The sequence below is a fragment of the Collimonas sp. OK242 genome (assembly GCF_900107095.1).
GTDB lineage: Bacteria > Pseudomonadota > Gammaproteobacteria > Burkholderiales > Burkholderiaceae_D > Collimonas.
In genome coordinates, this window is record NZ_FNOR01000013.1 from 127,502 (window position 1) to 144,397 (window position 16,896).

The window sequence follows — 16,896 nt, forward strand, 5'->3', positions numbered from 1 at the left end:
CGGTAAATCATGCCATCGATCTTGCGCTTTTTCACTGCTCGCCACTCTAAGCTGACTGTGCCTGTCGTGCTGGCTTTGAGCGCTGCGTTGATGGCGCCGGCTGTCCAGGCCCAGCAATTGCAGACCAAATTCGGCTGTTCGCTGACGCGCGATGAAGATGGTGAAAAGGTGATTTATGGCGACACCGGCGAATTCAAGCTGGATGGCGACAAGATCGAGGCGCTACGCTGGGAATCGGCGCAGTACCGGCCGACCCACGGTTTCGATTGCAGCATCGATACCGGCGACGGCCTGCAAGCGGAATTTCGGCAAGACGGGCTGAAAGAAAACTGGCGCATCACTTTGAAAGATCCGGTCGCGGCACGCCATCAACGCGGCTACGATTCTTTCAATCACGGCATGAATTGCAGCGTCCGCTTGCAACGCGAAGGCGACAAGTTGCATGTGATACCCAGCTGTCCCGCGCTGTGCGGTTCAAGAGTAAACTTTACAGAGTTGTCGGTAGATGTAACAACCGGCGACTGCAGTTACCAAGACAAATAAGGAAATAATTATGCAGTGGGAAGTCGTGATCGGTCTGGAAACGCATACGCAACTCTCGACCAAATCAAAAATTTTCAGCGGCTCGTCGACCCAGTTTGGCGCCGCCCCCAACACCCAGGCCAGCCCGGTCGATCTGGCGCTGCCGGGCGTGCTGCCGGTGCTGAACCGTGGCGCGGTCGAGCGCGCGATCCAGTTCGGCCTGGCGGTGAACGCGACGATTGCGCCGCAATCGATCTTCGCGCGCAAGAATTATTTCTATCCCGACTTGCCGAAAGGCTATCAGATCAGCCAGTTTGAAATCCCGGTGGTACAAGGCGGCAAAGTCTCCTTCGTCCTGGAAAAAGACGGCAAGAGCGAACTCAAGACCGTGCAGCTGACGCGCGCCCATCTGGAAGAAGACGCCGGCAAATCGCTGCACGAAGACTATCAAGGCATGACCGGCATCGACCTCAATCGCGCCGGCACGCCGCTGTTGGAAATCGTCACCGAACCGGATATGCGCAGCGCGGCCGAAGCGGTCGCCTACGCCAAAGCCTTGCACTCGCTGGTGATGTGGCTGGGGATTTGCGACGGCAATATGCAGGAAGGCTCTTTCCGTTGCGACGCCAACGTCTCGGTGCGCCCGGTCGGGCAAGCCGCCTACGGCACCCGCACCGAAATCAAAAACCTCAATTCATTCAATTTCATGGAAGAGGCGATTAACTACGAAATACGCCGCCAGATCGAACTGATCGAAGATGGCGGCACTGTCGTGCAGGAAACCCGCCTGTACGACCCGGACAGGAAAGAAACCCGCTCGATGCGCAGCAAGGAAGATTCGCAAGATTATCGCTACTTCCCGGATCCTGACCTGCCGCCGCTAGTGATCAGTGCGGAATGGGTTGCGCGCGTCAAGGCGACCATGCCGGAATTGCCGGAGGCGATGCGTGAACGTTTCGTGCGCGATTTCAGTTTGTCAGCATATGATGCTGCGGCGATGACGCAATCGAAGGCGATGGCCGGCTATTTTGAAGCGGTCACCGCCGGTGGCGCGCAAGCCAAACCTGCGGTTAACTGGCTAATGGGTGATATGTCCTCTACGCTGAACCGCGAAAACGTCGACATTTCCGAAGCGCCGGTCAGCCCAAAACAATTGGCGGTATTACTGCAACGAATTGAGGATGGCACCATTTCCAACAAGATCGCCAAGGAAGTATTCGGCGCCATGTGGGAAGCCGGGTCCGCGCAGGAAAACCTGGCCGACGAGATTATCGAAAGCAAGGGCTTGAAGCAGATTTCCGATAGCGGCGCACTGGAAAAGATCATCGATGAAGTACTGGCGGCAAACGCCAAGTCGGTCGAAGAATTCCGCGCCGGCAAGGAGAAAGCCTTTAATTCCCTGATCGGGCAGGCCATGAAAGCCACCAAGGGCAAAGCCAATCCGGCGCAATTGACTGAACTGCTGAAGCAGAAACTGAGCGCTTAAAATGCATGCGGCCGGCGCTTACGCCGGCCGCATTATCATTCTCGCCACCTGACAAAATCTTAGCGTGCTTCCTGCGTCTCCGGCATGGCGCTCATCAATTCCCGATAGTGTTTTACCGTTTCATCGAACTTGCCGTTGATGCGCCCCAGCTCGGCTTGATGGTCCAGCATGTTTTTCTGGTTGTAGGCGATGTCGCGGTTGGCTTCGTCTATCTTGTTGCGCAGCGAAGCCGGCAAGGTTTTCCTGTGCTTGTAAAACTCGGCTTCGGTGTAGGCGGCTTTTAATTGATACTTCGCATCGTCGATGCCGACCTGGTCGCGCTTGATCAAATCCTGCGACAGCGACAGATAATAACGGCGTGAAGACTCGATGTCGGCTTCGCTGCGATAACGGGACAGCAACGCGCGATCTTGCTGGCGCTGCTGCTCCTCTGCTGCCGCCTCGGCCCGGCGCTTGTCTTCCAGCGCTTGCTGCTGACGCTTTTGCTCAGCGTTCAGCGGCGCCGGGATTTCCCGTTTGACCATGCCCGCCTTACTCAACTCCAGGATTTTGCGATCAGCGCATTCCGGCATCGGATGATCGGCGGTCACAGTATGCCCGGCAGCATCCTTGCAGGTATAAATCTGGCCGTGCGCAAGCAGCGGCAGCAAGCCTGCCGCGCTCAAAAACAAACCCCGTTTGAGAGTAAGAGCAATACGATTCATTCGGTCATCCAGGTGTCGACACTTTGCTTGTTGCAATCCGGCGTTCTGGCTGTGATGCAGCACTGCCGCGCGTCTGGCGGGTGCAATCACGCTACGCCATAGCGTTCCCGGTAAGCCGCTACTGCGGCTTGATATCGGTTCAGCTCGGCATCGGCGCCAGCGCCGGAAATATATTCCAGCAAGTCGTTCAGATTGCCGATCGAAATCACCGGCATACCGTACGCTTGCGTCACTTCTTCCACTGCCGAATTGGCCGACAGTGCCCCATCCTTGCCGGACCGTTCCATCCGGTCCAGCGCAATCACCACCGCACAAGGCGTGGCGCCGGCGGCGCGAATCATCTCGACCGACTCACGCACCGAGGTTCCGGCTGAAATCACGTCGTCAATGATCAGTACCCGTCCCTGCAATGGGCCGCCGACGATGTTGCCGCCCTCGCCGTGATCCTTGGCTTCCTTGCGGTTGTAGGCAAATTGCACATTGCGTCCTTGCGCCGCCAACGCCACCGCAGTCGCCGATGCCAGCGTGATGCCTTTGTAGGCAGGCCCGAACAACATGTCAAATTGCAAACCGGAATCGATCAAGGTACGTGCATAAAATTGCGCCAGCTGGCCCAGTGCGGCGCCCTCGTTAAACATGCCCGCATTGAAAAAATACGGCGAGGTACGCCCTGCCTTGGTCACAAACTCGCCGAACTTCAGCACTCCGGCCTTCACCGCAAATTCAATAAATTGTTGACGTAAATTGTTCAAAATGCACTCCAGACGGTTGAGGCTGACAAATTTTGTCGCTATTTGCAGTGCATTAGCGACACCAGACCGCCATTTTAAATGGAGTTCACCGCTTCCACAGCAGTAAGTGCAAACACCGTGCCTGCCCGCAGCCGAATTTTTAACGGCCGCCGCCGACGCCTGCCGCACGCGACCGCGGCCCTTCGGTTATCCTTAGTACTTGCCGGGTATCCCCCCATATTACTTTTTTTATCGATCAAACATGCCAAGAATCATTTCCGCCAATCTCAACGGTATCCGCTCAGCTGCCAGAAAAGGCTTCTTTGAATGGATGGGCAAACAGTCTGCCGATTTCGTCTGCGTCCAGGAGCTGAAGGCCCAGGCCGCCGACATGACGCCGGAATTCCTGGCGCCGGAGGGTTACACCGGACACTTCCATTACGCTGAAAAGAAGGGCTATTCCGGCGTCGGTCTATACAGCAAGCGCAAGCCGAACGCAGTAAGGATAGGCTTTGGCAATCCTGAATTCGACGCCGAGGGGCGCTACGTGGAATGCGATTTCGGCGATCTGACGGTGATTTCGCTGTACTGCCCGTCCGGTTCTTCCAGCGAAGAGCGGCAAATTGCCAAATTCCGCTTCATGGAAGCCTTCCTGCCGCACCTGCAACAACTCAAGGAAAGCGGCCGCGAAGTCGTCATTTGCGGCGACTGGAATATCGCGCATCAGGAACGCGACCTGAAAAACTGGAAGGGCAACAAGAAAAATTCAGGCTTCCTGCCGGAAGAACGGGCCTGGCTCACCCACCTGTTTGAACAAGTCGGCCTGGTCGACGCTTTCCGCAAGGTCGACCAGCGCGATGAGCAATACACCTGGTGGAGCAATCGCGGCCAGGCCTGGGCCAAGAACGTTGGTTGGCGCATCGATTATCACATCACCACGCCTGGCATTGCCGCCAATGCGCATGCGGTAGCGATTTACAAGGACGAACGCTTCTCGGACCACGCGCCTCTGACGATCGACTACAGCTGAGTCTGGATAAGGGCGAGCCTTACAGCGACACCGGCTGGCCGTCGACAAAGACGATCAGCTCGCCCTCGTTAAACCTGGTCCACACCTCATTGGTGGTTAGCGGTTCGGTGACAATTACCGCCACCCGGTCCTGCGGTGTCGTCACCTGCGAGAAATCGACGCTGACATCTTCATCCGACAGATGGGCCTCGGCAAACGGAAACTGGCGCACGATGTAATACAGATTGGTGGAGCAATGCGTATACAGGGCTGAGCCATCCGACAACATCATGTTGAAGGTGCCGTGGGTGGCAATCTGCTGTGTCAGTTCGCGCAAGGCGAGCGTCAGCTCAGCCTGCGGCGGCGTGTCGCCGAAGCGCTGCCGCAGCTGCTGCAACAGATAGCAAAACGCCAGTTCGCTGTCGGTATTGCCTACCGGCCGGTACGGCCCGTTCAGGTGCGGCGCAAATTCCTTGAGATCGCCGTTATGGGCGAACACCCAGTAGCGGCCCCATAATTCGCGCACAAACGGATGGCAATTTTGCAAAGCCACCTGCCCCTGCGTGGCTTTGCGGATATGCGCAATGACGTTTTTCGATTTGATCGGACAGCGCCGGATCAGCTCCGCCACCGGCGATGCAATCGCCGCCTGGTAATCGACAAAATGACGCACCCCGCTACCTTCGAAGAAAGCGATGCCCCAACCGTCGCTATGGTGACCGGTCTGGCCGCCGCGCGTGGCAAAGCCGGTAAAACTGAACACAATGTCGGTCGGCACATTGCAGTTCATTCCAAGTAACTGACACATATTCCTGAACCAAGTGAAATAGACGACAACTGCATGCAAATTGCAGCTTGAATTGCAACTTGATAACGGTATCACGCAGCAGCGCTAATCAAAAGTTAAATATGGCGGCTGCGCCGCCGCATATCGTCTCGGCGCTATACCTTCGAAGCTATACCTTATATTGCTCCCATCAAATGGCCCGGAGCCGCTTTGCCAGCAATATGTGTGAACAAATGCGCGCCGACCCCAGATTCGGCGCCTTATAAAAAGGAAGAGACAATGCCGCTGGCCCCCCATACATCCTGTGCGTACGCACGCCCCGCTATCAGCAAACTGGAATGTCAACCACATCACAAGCCGCATACGCGCTGGTGGCTCTGGTTGCTGCCATTGGCGCTGCTGCTGGCAAGCGCGAGCGCGATCACCAGCGCCGCCGACCTGCCCAAGATCATCTACGTGCGTCCGGTACCCAACAACGACGATGTACTGCTGCAACAAGGCACCAGCGGCGTCAATAACGCTGCAAAAATATACCGGATGCAAGCCAGCACCCTGGAAAGCGTGGCGACCCGCGCCGGCCGCCAGCAGCAACTGGACAATGCGGTCAGGCAAGGCGCCAAGATCGTGGTGCTGATCGGCATTGAATTCAAGGAAATCCTGGACAATACGGCGCGCCAGGCGCCGCAAACCCGATTTTTGATTCTGGAGCATTGCCTCGCCAATGCCGCGCCCAATGTCACTTGCATCACTTTCCGCGAAAACGAGGCGAGCTATCTGGCCGGCATGCAGGCTGCGCTAGCTTCGAGCGCCGGCAAGATCGGCATGATCGGCGCCGTCAACACCCCTTTGCGCCTGCAAAACAGCGAGGCGTTCATGGCCGGCGCACGCGCCGCCAAACCCGGCATCTCGATTCATGAAACGATGTGGGTGGAAGGTGCTCAACCTTTCAATGACCCGCAGCGTGCGGAAATGTTGACCAAAACCATGCTCGGCGATGGCGTCGACGTCATCTGGGCCGCCGCTGCCGCCAGCAATTCCGGCGTGTTCAAGGCATTGACGCCGCAGTCGCGCGCCAAGGCGATCGGCAGCGGCGTCAACCAATGCATACAAGCCGCGGGACGCGTGCTCGACAACGTCGAAGTGCATGCCGATACGGCAATCGTGATGGCGGTCGGCCTGCTGGTCAACGGCTCGACCGCGCCACGCTTCGATTTCGGCTTGAAAGAAGGGGCGGTTTCCTTGACCGCGCTGGGCCTGGACGCCGCTTATTCGGAGTGCGAGATCCTGCGCCAGCGGCCGCTGTTGTTAAAACTGCGGGAAGCCAATAAGGCCATCGTCAGCGGCACGCTCAAAATGGATTAAATGCTGCGATTCTGATAGCGTTGTGGTTTTATTCAGGGTGGAGCGGCATGGATCAACTGGCAACGATGCGCGCATTCCGGCGCGTAGTCGAGACCGGCAGCTTCACTGCTGCCGCCGCAGAACTCAACCAGTCGCACACCATCGTCTCGCGCCAGGTGCGCCAGCTGGAACTGCAGTTGGGCGCGCAACTGCTGAATCGCACCACGCGCCGCTTTGCGCTGACCGAAGCCGGCCAGGAATATTACGAACGCAGCCGCCAGATCATCGATCAGATAGATGACGCCGCCCAGGCCGTGTCGGCGCATCAGGCGCGCCCCTCCGGCACGTTGCGGATTAACGCCCCGATGGCGTTCGGCACGCTGGAACTGGCGCAATGGCTGCCGCAATTCATCCTGGCCAATCCGCAACTCAAGGTCGACCTGGTCTGCAACGACCGCTTGGTCGACGTGATAGAGGAAGGCTTCGATGTCGCGCTGCGCCTGACCCGCTCCCTGCCCGACTCGACCCTGGTTGCCAAACGGCTGACACGCTGCGAGATACTGCTGGCGGCCGCACCGGCATATCTGCAACGGCATGGCGTGCCGCAGCAGCCGGGCGACCTGGCGCAACATAATTGCCTGACTTATACGCTGGCGCAAAAATCCAGTGAATTCCAGTTCTACGCCGCCGACGGCAGCGAGCACATGGTGAACGTGCGCGGCAATCTGCAAGCCAACACCGGCATCGCTTTACGCTCGGCGGCATTGGCTGGCCTGGGTATCGCTGCTACCAGCTCGTTCATCGTGCATGAGGATTTACGGCGTGGCGATCTGCTGCATATCTTGTCCGACTACACGCTGAAACCGCGCGATCTATATGCGATCTATCCGCAAAACCGGCACCTGTCGCCGAAAGTCAGGGCGTTTGTCGATTTTGCGGCAGCCTGGTACAGCACTCCGCGCTGGGATTGACGACCCGCGGCTGCTCTATAAATGCAGGTGGAAATGGCCGCCGCCGAACAAGCCGATCAAACCGATCGCGATCAGATAGAAAGCGACGATATAGTTCAAGAGTTTGGGCATGACCAGGATCAAAACACCGGCGATCAGGGAAACCACCGGTACTAGCGAAAGATGAATATTCATAGGCAATCTTTTTATGATGGAAAATGGCAAACGCAACCCGCCTCGAGCCGGCAGTCGCGGCCGCGGTCAGGCGAGATTTTACAAGATCGCAGCCATCATACGATGATTTATCAGTCGCAATTTAGAGGATTACAGAATGTCACTTGCGCCGGACGAATTCACCGTTCGCATTGAGCCGAAGGGATCGACGTTTGTTACGTCCGGCGCCGTCCCTTTGCTGGAGGCTGCGCGGCACGCAGCCGTCAATTTGCCGAGCTCGTGCAGAAACGGCACATGCCGTACCTGCATGTGCCGCCTGCTGAGTGGACAGATACGTTACCGGATTGAGTGGCCAGGCCTGAGCAGCGATGAAAAGAAGGACGGCTACATTCTGCCCTGCATCGCCTATCCGCAATCAGACCTGGTGATCGAAGAACCTCGGGCCGGCGTAATCCTCGTCTCAGGCTAGCGCGCGGCTTGCAGGCGTGCGGCCACCGCCCGCTGCGTTTGCGTCAATCCGCCGTAACCATATGCTGCGCCGCGCACGTCGTGGACATGGACATAACTTTCATGATGCAGCTCCCCCAGCAATGCGCCGATTTCCTTGAACACGGCATCGATATAAGCGGCCTTTTCGTCGGCGGTATTGGTTTCATCGGTGATTCGTATCTCAAGGAAGAAACTGGTTTTTCCCTGCGCCGTCAAAGAAGGGCCGCCGACAAACCAGTGCGCCGGATCGACATGCGAAATCGCAATCGACGTCAGTTCCGGCTTCTTGTGCAAGATCGCCGCGGTCAGGCGCGACAGGGTGCTGGCGACCTTGGCGGAAACCGTAGTGTCAGGTGTGGTGGATAGCAGTACGGTAAGGATGGGCATGATGCGGACTCCATATTTAGTTAATTAAAGATACAGGCCTCAGTTGAACAGTTCGAGAATCGCGCTGGTAGTACGGATTTCTGCGACCGCATCGGATATGCCGGTCAATACCGCCCGATGCAGATCCTTGTGACTGATCACGCTGCCGTCCCAGCTTTCAATATCGCGGGTGGCGCTGGCATCGCTGGCGACGATGACTTTATGGCCGTTGGCAACGCCGTCGAAAGCCGAAGCAGCGACGCAATTGTTGGTCATCAAGCCGCTGACGATCAGTGTCTTGATACCCTTTGCCAGTAATTGCTGCTGCAAACCGGTGCCGGCAAAAGAGCTCGCGAAAAGCTTGCGGACGGTCGAATGATGCGCAGCGCGTTGCACTTCGGGATGGATTTCAGCCATCACGGTGTCTTGCGTGAACAATGGCCGCGCAGCCGGACTCCATTGTTGGATATGAAACACCGGCATGCCATGCCGGTCGGCCAGCGAAATCAGGCGATTGGCGTTGCGCAGCACCAGCATGCCGTCGGGAATCGGTAATTGGCCGTCAAAATATTCATTTTGGATATCAATCACCAGCAAGGCGGTCGACTTTGGATCGAGACTGGTGCTGGGGGCGGCGCCGACGATGGTGCGGATGGTTGGATTGCCGTGCAGTTTGCTAGCCGAGGTGGTCATGTGAGGCTCCTTGTTGTGATCTGGAGTAGACAGCTTAAGCCCGCAGCCGGGCAGGGAACAGCAGGCTGGCGACACATGATTTGTGCTGGATTAGCACAAATGCCGGAATGGTATACATCGCGTAAATTGACTCGGCAAATAGGGGGAAGACTAAATTCAGACTATAATTAGTCCACCCGGTTATAGCAAAGACACACGATCCGCCCGGCAACTGCGTAAGGAGCCCAGCAATGAAATTCTCGACTCAAGTCAAACCGATCAGCTATCTCAAGAGCCATGCAGCCGAGATCGTCAAAGAGATCACGGAGACCCGCGAGCCCATGCTTATCACTCAATACGGCGAAGCAAAACTTGTCGTGATGGATGTACGTTCATATGAGGAACATGAGGAGACCCTGTCGCTGCTGAAGATTCTGGCACTCGGCAACCGTGAGATTGAACAAGGACAAATCCGTACAGCGGCAGACGTATTTGCGGAACTGGACAAAGAAGATGCTCAATGAGCTTTCAAGTCGTTTTTCTGCGCTCGGCGGAGCTGGATTTGAAGGAATTGAAAACCTACATCACCAATAATTTTGGCCAGGAAGCGTGGCGGGTCAGTTATGGCAAACTCAAGGAATCCGTGAATAGCCTTGGAGCTTTCCCCCTCAAGGGAAACGTGCCGGAAGAAATTCAGAGCTTGAACCTCACCCAATATCGGCAAGTTATATCTGGCATGAACCGAATCATTTATGAAATCCGCCAAGAAACCATCTTTATCCACATTATTTGCGATACCCGTAAGGACATGAGATCACTGCTGACAAAGAGACTGCTGAGAGTCTAACCTCAGCTTCTCTTCCTCGTCCCTCAATCCGCCAATGGCAACGGACTGGACGGCTTGATCTCTTCCAGGCACACCATCGACCGCACGCCGGCCACTCCCGGCACCTGCATCAAACGATCGGTCAGGAACGCCGACAGCGACTTCAGGTCGCTGGCCGCCACCTTCAGCAAATAATCGAAATCCCCTGAAATCGTATAGCACTCCAGGATTTCCGGAAACAGGCGGATCGCCTTTTCCAGCTTGCGCACCTGCTTGAACTGTTCGCGCGCAATGTTCAGGTTAACAAAGGCAACCACGCCAAGGCCGATGGCAGCCGGTTCCACTTGCGCCGCATAGCCGCGGATGATGCCCTCTTTCTCCAGCCGCTGCACCCGCCGATAGCACTGCGGCGGCGACAAATTGACTTGCTCGGACAGCTCCACATTCGAAGCGCGCCCGTTAGCCTGCAAAGTCCGCAGCAAAATACGGTCATAACGATCCAGTTTTTCCATCCCACTCTCCTTCCATGCACGATTCGTGCAGATTACATCCAATTGATGATCAATTATGCAAAAATATTTCCAGTGCTTGTGATTATCATGTAGCCAGATGCAACAGCATCGCATTAAACCTTGCATTAAGCCTATAAATACAGCATTTTGCAGCCACCTCTAAGCGTCTCAGCCAGCATCCGGCAGCGGACAAGATGTCATCGGAATCTCGGCCTATCGACCGATCGTCCATTGCCTCGGCCAGGTTCTTAGAAGTGGCCTCACCAGGAGCAGACCATGAAGAATCATGCAATAACTCTCGAAGACCGCTATTGCGCGCACAACTATGAACCGTTGCCGGTAGTACTCAGCAGCGGCAAAGGGATCTGGTTGTGGGATCAGGACGGCAAACGTTACATGGACATGATGTCGGCCTATTCCGCCGTGAGTTTCGGCCATGGCCACCCTGCTCTGGTGGCGGCGTTGAGCAAACAGGCCAGCCAGCTGGCGGTCGTCTCCAGGGCGTTTTATAGCGACCAGCTGGGGCCCTTCCTGCAGCTGCTCTGCGAAATGACCGGCATGCCGAAAGCGCTGCCGATGAACAGCGGCGCGGAGGCCGTGGAAACGGCCATCAAGGCGGCCCGCAAATGGGGATACAAAGTAAAAGGCATTGCCGACCAGACTGCCGAAATCATCGTTTGCCGCGGCAATTTCGCCGGCCGCACCACCACTATCGTCGGCTTCTCGTCGGAAGCCCAGTATCGCGACGGTTTCGGACCGTTTTCCGGCGGCTTCGTCAGCGTGCCGTTCGGCGACGCCGCTGCGCTGGAAGCGGCCATTACCCCGCGCACCGCAGCCTTCCTGGTGGAGCCGATCCAGGGCGAAGCCGGCATCATCGTGCCGCCCGAAGGCTATCTAGCAAAGTGCCGCGAAATCTGCGACCGCCACAATGTGTTGCTGATTTGCGACGAAGTGCAAACCGGCCTCGGCCGCACCGGCCGCCTGCTGGCCAGCGATCACGACGGCATCAAGCCGGACGGTTTGATTCTGGGCAAAGCACTCGGCGGCGGCCTGCTGCCGGTATCGGCATTTTTGGCCAGGGAAGATCTGATGGCGGTATTCACGCCTGGCGACCACGGCAGCACCTTCGGCGGCAACCCGCTGTCGGCCGCTGTCGGCCATGCCGCATTGCGCTTGTTGCGTGACGAAAAGCTGGCAGACAACGCACAGTACATGGGTGAGCGCTTACTGACCGGGTTGCGCGCAATACAGCATCCGGCTATCCGGCAGGTTCGCGGCAAAGGCCTGTTGATCGGCATGGATCTCGATCCGAGCTTCATTTCTGCACGCGAATTTTGCGAGCGCCTGATGCTGCAAGGGATCTTGTCGAAGGATACACACGACACGGTTGTGCGCTTTGCGCCGCCGCTGATCATTACCGCCAGTGATATCGACGCAGCATTGGAAGCGATCAGACATACATTTTCAACTTTATCTTCACCACCCGCCCACCTGACCGAAAGGAGCTACGCATGACCGAGCACTTGCTGGACCATACCGCGGAGGACACATTCCTGATGTGCGCTCCAGACCATTTTGAAGTTTCCTACGTCATTAATCCGTGGATGGCAGGCAATATTGCGCATGGCAACCGTAATGTCGCCATGCATCAGTGGCTGGCGCTGGTGGAAGCTATCGGACAAGTAGCGAAAATCAAGATGATGCCGGCCATGCCTGGCGTTCCTGATCTGGTGTTTACCGCCAATGCCGGTGTGGTGCTGGGCAATAAAGTGGTGCTCTCGCGCTTCCGCCATGTCGAACGGCAAGCCGAGGAAGTCTATTTCGACGCCGCGTTCACCGCCCATGGTTTCGAGGTGCTGACCTTGCCGCCGGAACTGCCTTTCGAAGGCGCCGGCGACGCCTTGATGGATCGCAGCGAAAACCTGCTGTGGTTCGGTCACGGCCATCGTTCGGATATCGCCTGCGCCACTCGCTTGTCGGAATTGCTGGACATCGAAGTGCAGCCGTTGAAGCTGGTCGATGCGCGCTTTTATCACCTGGATACCTGCTTCTGTCCTCTCGCCGGCGGCTACGTGATGTATTTCCCGGAAGCGTTCGATGCAGCTTCGCAAGCCGAGATCACGGCCCGTGTTCCCGCTGACAAGCGGATCATCGTCAGCAGCGAAGATGCCCTGCATTTTGCTTGCAATACCGTCAACTCCGGTCGCCATATCTTCCTGAACCAGGCATCCGATGCCCTGGTCGCGCAACTGCAAGCGCACGGCTTTGTTGTGCATCAGACAGCATTGACCGAATTCCTCAAGGCTGGCGGCGCAGCAAAATGCCTCACCTTGAAGCTCAATGAACCACATCGTAGCGCTGTGCAGGCAGCTCATCAGGAAGCTGCGTAATCAGCTAAGGACCATACGCAAGCCCTTGATTTAACGTATAATTTCTGGCATTGCCCGTGCAAACAACCCGGCGCTATCGGCGACCGGGTTTTTTGCGTTCTTACCGACCAGAGTACGCCAATGACGCCTTCCGCATCCGCACCAACTTCGACCGCCGCTTCGACTACTGCCTTGAGCACCGAAGCCCGCCTGCGCCAGCTGCTGGCGCAACGCATCCTGATCCTGGACGGCGCGATGGGCACCATGATCCAGCAATACAAGCTGACGGAAGAAGGCTATCGCGGCGGCCCCAACGGCCGTTTCATCGACTTTACCGGCCCCGGCCGCGAGTTGTTCGTCAAGGGCAATAACGAGCTGCTGTCGCTGACCCAGCCGCATATCATCAGCGCCATCCACGAGGAATATCTGGCGGCCGGCGCCGATCTGATCGAAAGCAATACCTTCGGCGCCACCACCGTGGCCCAGGACGATTACCATATGGCGCATCTGGCCTATGAGATGAACGTCGCCTCGGCGCGGCTGGCGCGTGCCGCCTGCAACAAATATTCGACGCCGGACAAGCCGCGCTTCGTCGCCGGCGCACTCGGACCGACACCGAAAACCGCGTCGATCTCACCGGACGTAAATGATCCGGCGGCGCGCAATGTCACCTTCGACCAGCTGGTTGCGTCGTATCTGGAACAGACCCGCGGCCTGGTGGAAGGCGGCGCCGATGTGCTGCTGGTCGAAACCATTTTCGACACCTTGAATTGCAAGGCAGCGCTGTTCGCCATCGATACCTTCTTTGAAGAGTCTGGCCTGCGTCTGCCGATCATGATTTCCGGCACCGTGACCGACGCCTCCGGACGCATCCTGTCGGGACAGACCGTACCGGCATTCTGGAATTCGATCCGCCACGCCAAGCCGCTGACGGTCGGCCTCAACTGCGCACTCGGTGCGGCATTGATGCGGCCTTACGCCGAAGAGTTGTCGAAAATTGCCGATACCTTCGTCTGTATTTATCCCAACGCCGGCCTGCCCAATCCGATGAGCGACACCGGTTTCGATGAAACCCCGGACGTGACTTCGTCGCTGCTCAAGGATTTCGCCGAGAGCGGCTTCGTCAACATCGCCGGCGGCTGCTGCGGCACCACGCCGCCGCATATCAAGGCGATTGCCGACACCGTCGCCAACATTGCGCCGCGCATCGTTCCGGAAAGCACGCACGAGATGCGCCTGTCGGGGTTGGAGCCATTCACCATCGACGACAACTCGCTGTTCGTCAACGTCGGTGAACGCACCAACGTCACCGGTTCCAAGGCTTTCGCAAGGCTGATCCTCAACGAGCAATACGACGAAGCATTGGCGGTAGCGCGCCAGCAAGTTGAAAACGGCGCGCAAGTCATCGATATCAACATGGATGAAGCGATGCTGGATTCGGTGGCGGCGATGCAGCGCTTCCTCAACCTGATCGCCTCCGAACCGGATATCGCGCGGGTGCCGATCATGATCGACTCGTCCAAATGGTCGGTGATCGAAGCGGGCCTGAAATGCGTGCAAGGCAAGGCCGTCGTCAACTCGATTTCGATGAAAGAAGGCGAACCGGAATTCCTGCGCCAGGCCAAATTGTGCCGCCGCTACGGCGCGGCCGTGATCGTCATGGCCTTCGATGAAAAAGGCCAGGCCGACACCTACGAACGCAAGATCGAAATTTGCGAGCGCGCCTACCGCTTGCTGGTCGATCAGATCGGCTTCCCGCCGGAAGACATCATCTTCGATCCGAACATTTTCGCGATTGCGACCGGCATCGAAGAGCACAACAATTACGCAGTCGATTTCATCAACGCCACCCGCTGGATTCGCGAGAATCTCCCTTACGCCAAGATCAGCGGCGGCGTCTCCAACGTCAGTTTCAGCTTCCGCGGCAACGATCCGGCGCGTGAAGCAATCCACACGGTGTTCCTGTATCACGCGATCAAAGCCGGCATGACCATGGGCATCGTCAACGCCGGCATGATGGGTGTATACGACAATCTGTCGGCCGAGTTGCGCGAACGGGTCGAAGACGTGGTGTTGAACCGGCGTGAAGACGCGACCGAACGCATGATCGAAATCGCCTCGACCTTGAAGGCCGGCGACAAGAAGGAAGAAGCAACGCTGGAATGGCGCAGCGGCACCGTGCAGCAGCGCTTGGCGCACGCACTGGTGCAAGGCATCACGCAATGGATCGTGGAAGATACCGAGGAAGCCCGCCAGGAATTGCTGGGCAACGGCGGAAGGCCGATCCATGTGATCGAAGGGCCGCTGATGGATGGCATGAACATCGTCGGCGACCTGTTCGGCCAGGGCAAGATGTTCTTGCCGCAGGTGGTCAAATCGGCGCGCGTGATGAAGCAGGCGGTGGCCCACCTGATTCCCTATATCGAAGAAGAAAAGCGCCTGCACGAAGAGCTGACCGGCATCGCCGCCAAACCCAAAGGCAAAATCGTGATCGCCACGGTCAAGGGCGATGTGCATGACATCGGCAAGAACATCGTGTCGGTGGTCTTGCAGTGTAATAATTTCGAAGTGGTCAACATGGGCGTGATGGTGCCATGCTCGGAAATCCTGGCCATGGCGAAAGCGGAGAATGCCGACATCATCGGCTTGAGCGGCTTGATTACGCCATCGCTGGAAGAAATGGCGCACGTCGCCAAGGAAATGCAGCGCGATCCGTATTTCCGCAGCGTCAAGATGCCTCTGCTGATCGGCGGCGCGACGACCAGCCGCGCCCACACCGCAGTCAAGATTGCACCGAATTACGATGGCCCGGTGGTCTACGTACCCGATGCGTCGCGTTCGGTATCCGTGGCGCAGTCCTTGCTGACGCCCGAGCAACGCGATCAGTACATAGACGACATCGCGCTCGATTACGAACGGATACGCGAACAGCACGCTAACAAGAAGGCGGTGCCGCTGCTGACATTGGCGGCCGCCCGCGAGAATCGCGCGCGGCTGCAGTTTGCGCCGGTCAAACCTAAATTCATCGGTCGCCGCGTGTTCAAGAACGTCGACCTGGGCACACTGGCGCGTTACATCGACTGGGGTCCTTTCTTCCAGACCTGGGATCTGGCCGGTCCGTATCCCGCCATTCTCAAAGATGAAGTGGTGGGTGAAGCTGCCAGCAAGGTATTCGAAGAAGGCCAGGCGCTGCTGAAGAAACTGATCGACGGCCGCTGGCTGACTGCCAATGGCGTCATCGCGCTGATGCCGGCCAATACGGTGAATGACGACGATATCGAAATCTATACCGACGAAACCCGCAGCAAAGTCGCGTTTACTTACTACGGCATGCGCCAGCAAACCGTGAAGCCGGTGATCGACGGCGTTGCGCGTCCGAATCAATGCCTGTCCGATTTCATCGCGCCGAAATCTTCCGGCATCGCCGACTATATCGGTTTGTTCGCCGTCACCAGCGGCATCGGTATCGAGAAATACGAAAAACGCTTCGAAGACGCGCACGACGATTATTCGTCGATCATGCTGAAGTCGCTGGCGGATCGCCTGGCGGAAGCTTTCGCCGAATACCTGCACGAGCGGGTGCGCAAGGATCTGTGGGGTTACGTTCCGGACGAAAACTTGTCCAACGAAGCCTTGATCAAGGAAAGCTACAGCGGCATCCGCCCTGCTCCCGGTTATCCGGCCTGCCCGGAACACACGGTCAAGGCTGACATGTTCAAGCTCTTGCAGTGCGACGAAATCGGCATGCTGCTCACCGATTCCTTCGCCATGTTCCCGGGTGCTGCCGTGTCGGGCTTTTATTTTGCCCATCCTGAATCGAAGTATTTCGTGGTCGGCAAGGTGGGCGACGACCAGGTCAGCGATATGGCGGCCCGGCGCGATGTCAGCAAGGACGATGTCGAGCGCTGGCTGGCGCCGAATTTGTAAATCGAACTTATAAAAAAGGGAGCGTTTCGAA

The 16,896-nt window shown here is 57.4% G+C and carries 18 protein-coding genes; 11 read left to right on the top strand and 7 right to left on the bottom strand.

The window, feature by feature from the left end; translation table 11 throughout:
• The first annotated feature begins 9 nt into the window (after window positions 1-9).
• A complete protein-coding gene (locus tag BLV81_RS15815; protein ID WP_092357946.1) occupies window positions 10-543 on the top strand; it encodes a hypothetical protein in 534 nt (177 codons plus the stop codon).
• A 10-nt stretch (window positions 544-553) separates the two neighbouring features.
• Complete coding sequence (gatB, locus tag BLV81_RS15820) at window positions 554-2,008, top strand: Asp-tRNA(Asn)/Glu-tRNA(Gln) amidotransferase subunit GatB (RefSeq protein ID WP_092357948.1); 1,455 nt, start codon at window positions 554-556, stop codon at window positions 2,006-2,008.
• Window positions 2,009-2,067: 59 nt separating this feature from the next.
• On the opposite strand, the gene BLV81_RS15825 is transcribed toward gatB, so the two are convergent.
• Window positions 2,068-2,712 carry a DUF4124 domain-containing protein gene (locus tag BLV81_RS15825; RefSeq protein ID WP_092357950.1) on the bottom strand — a complete coding sequence of 215 codons (645 nt, stop codon included), beginning with the start codon at window positions 2,710-2,712 and terminating at the stop codon, window positions 2,068-2,070.
• 86 nt (window positions 2,713-2,798) lie between these two features.
• Entirely contained in the window at window positions 2,799-3,464 is a 666-nt protein-coding gene (pyrE, locus tag BLV81_RS15830) for an orotate phosphoribosyltransferase (protein ID WP_092357952.1), read from the bottom strand.
• 241 nt (window positions 3,465-3,705) lie between these two features.
• Between pyrE and BLV81_RS15835 the strand changes: the two genes are divergently transcribed.
• Window positions 3,706-4,473: an exodeoxyribonuclease III gene (locus BLV81_RS15835; RefSeq protein ID WP_092357954.1), complete on the top strand. Its 768-nt coding sequence runs from the start codon at window positions 3,706-3,708 to the stop codon at window positions 4,471-4,473.
• 19 nt (window positions 4,474-4,492) lie between these two features.
• Here BLV81_RS15835 and BLV81_RS15840 read toward each other — a convergent pair whose 3' ends face one another.
• A complete protein-coding gene (locus BLV81_RS15840; RefSeq protein WP_092357956.1) occupies window positions 4,493-5,260 on the bottom strand; it encodes a class II glutamine amidotransferase in 768 nt (255 codons plus the stop codon).
• Window positions 5,261-5,518: 258 nt separating this feature from the next.
• Between BLV81_RS15840 and BLV81_RS15845 the strand changes: the two genes are divergently transcribed.
• Together BLV81_RS15845 and BLV81_RS15850 are read left to right on the top strand one after the other, a co-directional pair.
• Entirely contained in the window at window positions 5,519-6,601 is a 1,083-nt protein-coding gene (locus BLV81_RS15845; RefSeq protein ID WP_092357957.1) for a BMP family ABC transporter substrate-binding protein, read from the top strand.
• A gap of 47 nt (window positions 6,602-6,648) precedes the next feature.
• Window positions 6,649-7,551, top strand: a complete 903-nt coding sequence (locus tag BLV81_RS15850) for a LysR family transcriptional regulator (RefSeq protein ID WP_176992854.1) — start codon at window positions 6,649-6,651, stop codon at window positions 7,549-7,551.
• A gap of 15 nt (window positions 7,552-7,566) precedes the next feature.
• Here BLV81_RS15850 and BLV81_RS15855 read toward each other — a convergent pair whose 3' ends face one another.
• Window positions 7,567-7,725, bottom strand: a complete 159-nt coding sequence (locus tag BLV81_RS15855) for a DUF3096 domain-containing protein (protein ID WP_092357961.1) — start codon at window positions 7,723-7,725, stop codon at window positions 7,567-7,569.
• A 136-nt stretch (window positions 7,726-7,861) separates the two neighbouring features.
• On the opposite strand from BLV81_RS15855, the gene BLV81_RS15860 reads away from it, so the two are divergent.
• Entirely contained in the window at window positions 7,862-8,173 is a 312-nt protein-coding gene (locus tag BLV81_RS15860; protein WP_092357963.1) for a 2Fe-2S iron-sulfur cluster-binding protein, read from the top strand.
• Here BLV81_RS15860 and BLV81_RS15865 read toward each other — a convergent pair.
• Together BLV81_RS15865 and BLV81_RS15870 are read right to left on the bottom strand one after the other, a co-directional pair.
• Window positions 8,170-8,580 carry a tautomerase family protein gene (locus tag BLV81_RS15865; RefSeq protein WP_092357965.1) on the bottom strand — a complete coding sequence of 137 codons (411 nt, stop codon included), beginning with the start codon at window positions 8,578-8,580 and terminating at the stop codon, window positions 8,170-8,172. The genes BLV81_RS15860 and BLV81_RS15865 overlap by 4 nt on opposite strands.
• A gap of 39 nt (window positions 8,581-8,619) precedes the next feature.
• The gene (locus BLV81_RS15870; RefSeq protein WP_092357967.1) at window positions 8,620-9,252 is read right to left on the bottom strand and encodes a cysteine hydrolase family protein; all 633 of its coding nucleotides are present in this window, start codon (window positions 9,250-9,252) and stop codon (window positions 8,620-8,622) included.
• Between the two features lie 230 nt (window positions 9,253-9,482).
• Between BLV81_RS15870 and BLV81_RS15875 the strand changes: the two genes are divergently transcribed.
• Together BLV81_RS15875 and BLV81_RS15880 are read left to right on the top strand one after the other, a co-directional pair.
• Window positions 9,483-9,755, top strand: coding sequence for a type II toxin-antitoxin system Phd/YefM family antitoxin (locus BLV81_RS15875; protein ID WP_092357969.1), 273 nt, complete (start codon window positions 9,483-9,485; stop codon window positions 9,753-9,755).
• Window positions 9,752-10,078, top strand: a complete 327-nt coding sequence (locus tag BLV81_RS15880; protein ID WP_092357971.1) for a type II toxin-antitoxin system RelE/ParE family toxin — start codon at window positions 9,752-9,754, stop codon at window positions 10,076-10,078. Before BLV81_RS15875 ends, BLV81_RS15880 begins: the two co-directional genes overlap by 4 nt.
• A 23-nt stretch (window positions 10,079-10,101) precedes the next feature.
• Here the strand turns inward: BLV81_RS15880 and BLV81_RS15885 are convergent, their stop codons facing one another.
• Entirely contained in the window at window positions 10,102-10,569 is a 468-nt protein-coding gene (locus BLV81_RS15885; protein WP_092357973.1) for an Lrp/AsnC family transcriptional regulator, read from the bottom strand.
• 276 nt (window positions 10,570-10,845) lie between these two features.
• On the opposite strand from BLV81_RS15885, the gene rocD reads away from it, so the two are divergent.
• The 3 genes from rocD (at window position 10,846) to metH (ending at window position 16,865) form a co-directional block, all read left to right on the top strand.
• On the top strand, window positions 10,846-12,084 hold the full coding sequence (gene rocD, locus BLV81_RS15890) for an ornithine--oxo-acid transaminase (RefSeq protein WP_092357975.1): 1,239 nt from the start codon (window positions 10,846-10,848) through the stop codon (window positions 12,082-12,084).
• On the top strand, window positions 12,081-12,959 hold the full coding sequence (locus BLV81_RS15895) for a dimethylarginine dimethylaminohydrolase family protein (protein ID WP_092357977.1): 879 nt from the start codon (window positions 12,081-12,083) through the stop codon (window positions 12,957-12,959). The genes rocD and BLV81_RS15895 overlap by 4 nt, the downstream gene beginning before the upstream one ends.
• Before the next feature lie 120 nt (window positions 12,960-13,079).
• Window positions 13,080-16,865 (top strand): methionine synthase, encoded by a 3,786-nt coding sequence (gene metH, locus BLV81_RS15900; protein ID WP_092357979.1) that lies wholly within the window; start codon window positions 13,080-13,082, stop codon window positions 16,863-16,865.
• Window positions 16,866-16,896 lie beyond the last annotated feature (31 nt).

Excerpts from the sequence above, each read along its gene's own strand:
- BLV81_RS15870 (WP_092357967.1), bottom strand. The coding sequence starts at position 9,252 with ATGACCACCTCGGCTAGCAAACTGCACGGCAATCCAACCATCCGCACC.
- BLV81_RS15855 (WP_092357961.1), bottom strand. The coding sequence starts at position 7,725 with ATGAATATTCATCTTTCGCTAGTACCGGTGGTTTCCCTGATCGCCGGT.
- BLV81_RS15850 (WP_176992854.1), top strand. The coding sequence starts at position 6,649 with ATGGATCAACTGGCAACGATGCGCGCATTCCGGCGCGTAGTCGAGACC.
- BLV81_RS15885 (WP_092357973.1), bottom strand. The coding sequence starts at position 10,569 with ATGGAAAAACTGGATCGTTATGACCGTATTTTGCTGCGGACTTTGCAG.
- BLV81_RS15860 (WP_092357963.1), top strand. The coding sequence starts at position 7,862 with ATGTCACTTGCGCCGGACGAATTCACCGTTCGCATTGAGCCGAAGGGA.
- gatB (WP_092357948.1), top strand. The coding sequence starts at position 554 with ATGCAGTGGGAAGTCGTGATCGGTCTGGAAACGCATACGCAACTCTCG.
- BLV81_RS15895 (WP_092357977.1), top strand. The coding sequence starts at position 12,081 with ATGACCGAGCACTTGCTGGACCATACCGCGGAGGACACATTCCTGATG.
- BLV81_RS15875 (WP_092357969.1), top strand. The coding sequence starts at position 9,483 with ATGAAATTCTCGACTCAAGTCAAACCGATCAGCTATCTCAAGAGCCAT.
- BLV81_RS15880 (WP_092357971.1), top strand. The coding sequence starts at position 9,752 with ATGAGCTTTCAAGTCGTTTTTCTGCGCTCGGCGGAGCTGGATTTGAAG.
- BLV81_RS15825 (WP_092357950.1), bottom strand. The coding sequence starts at position 2,712 with ATGAATCGTATTGCTCTTACTCTCAAACGGGGTTTGTTTTTGAGCGCG.
- BLV81_RS15845 (WP_092357957.1), top strand. The coding sequence starts at position 5,519 with ATGCCGCTGGCCCCCCATACATCCTGTGCGTACGCACGCCCCGCTATC.
- BLV81_RS15835 (WP_092357954.1), top strand. The coding sequence starts at position 3,706 with ATGCCAAGAATCATTTCCGCCAATCTCAACGGTATCCGCTCAGCTGCC.
- rocD (WP_092357975.1), top strand. The coding sequence starts at position 10,846 with ATGAAGAATCATGCAATAACTCTCGAAGACCGCTATTGCGCGCACAAC.
- BLV81_RS15815 (WP_092357946.1), top strand. The coding sequence starts at position 10 with ATGCCATCGATCTTGCGCTTTTTCACTGCTCGCCACTCTAAGCTGACT.
- metH (WP_092357979.1), top strand. The coding sequence starts at position 13,080 with ATGACGCCTTCCGCATCCGCACCAACTTCGACCGCCGCTTCGACTACT.
- BLV81_RS15840 (WP_092357956.1), bottom strand. The coding sequence starts at position 5,260 with ATGTGTCAGTTACTTGGAATGAACTGCAATGTGCCGACCGACATTGTG.
- BLV81_RS15865 (WP_092357965.1), bottom strand. The coding sequence starts at position 8,580 with ATGCCCATCCTTACCGTACTGCTATCCACCACACCTGACACTACGGTT.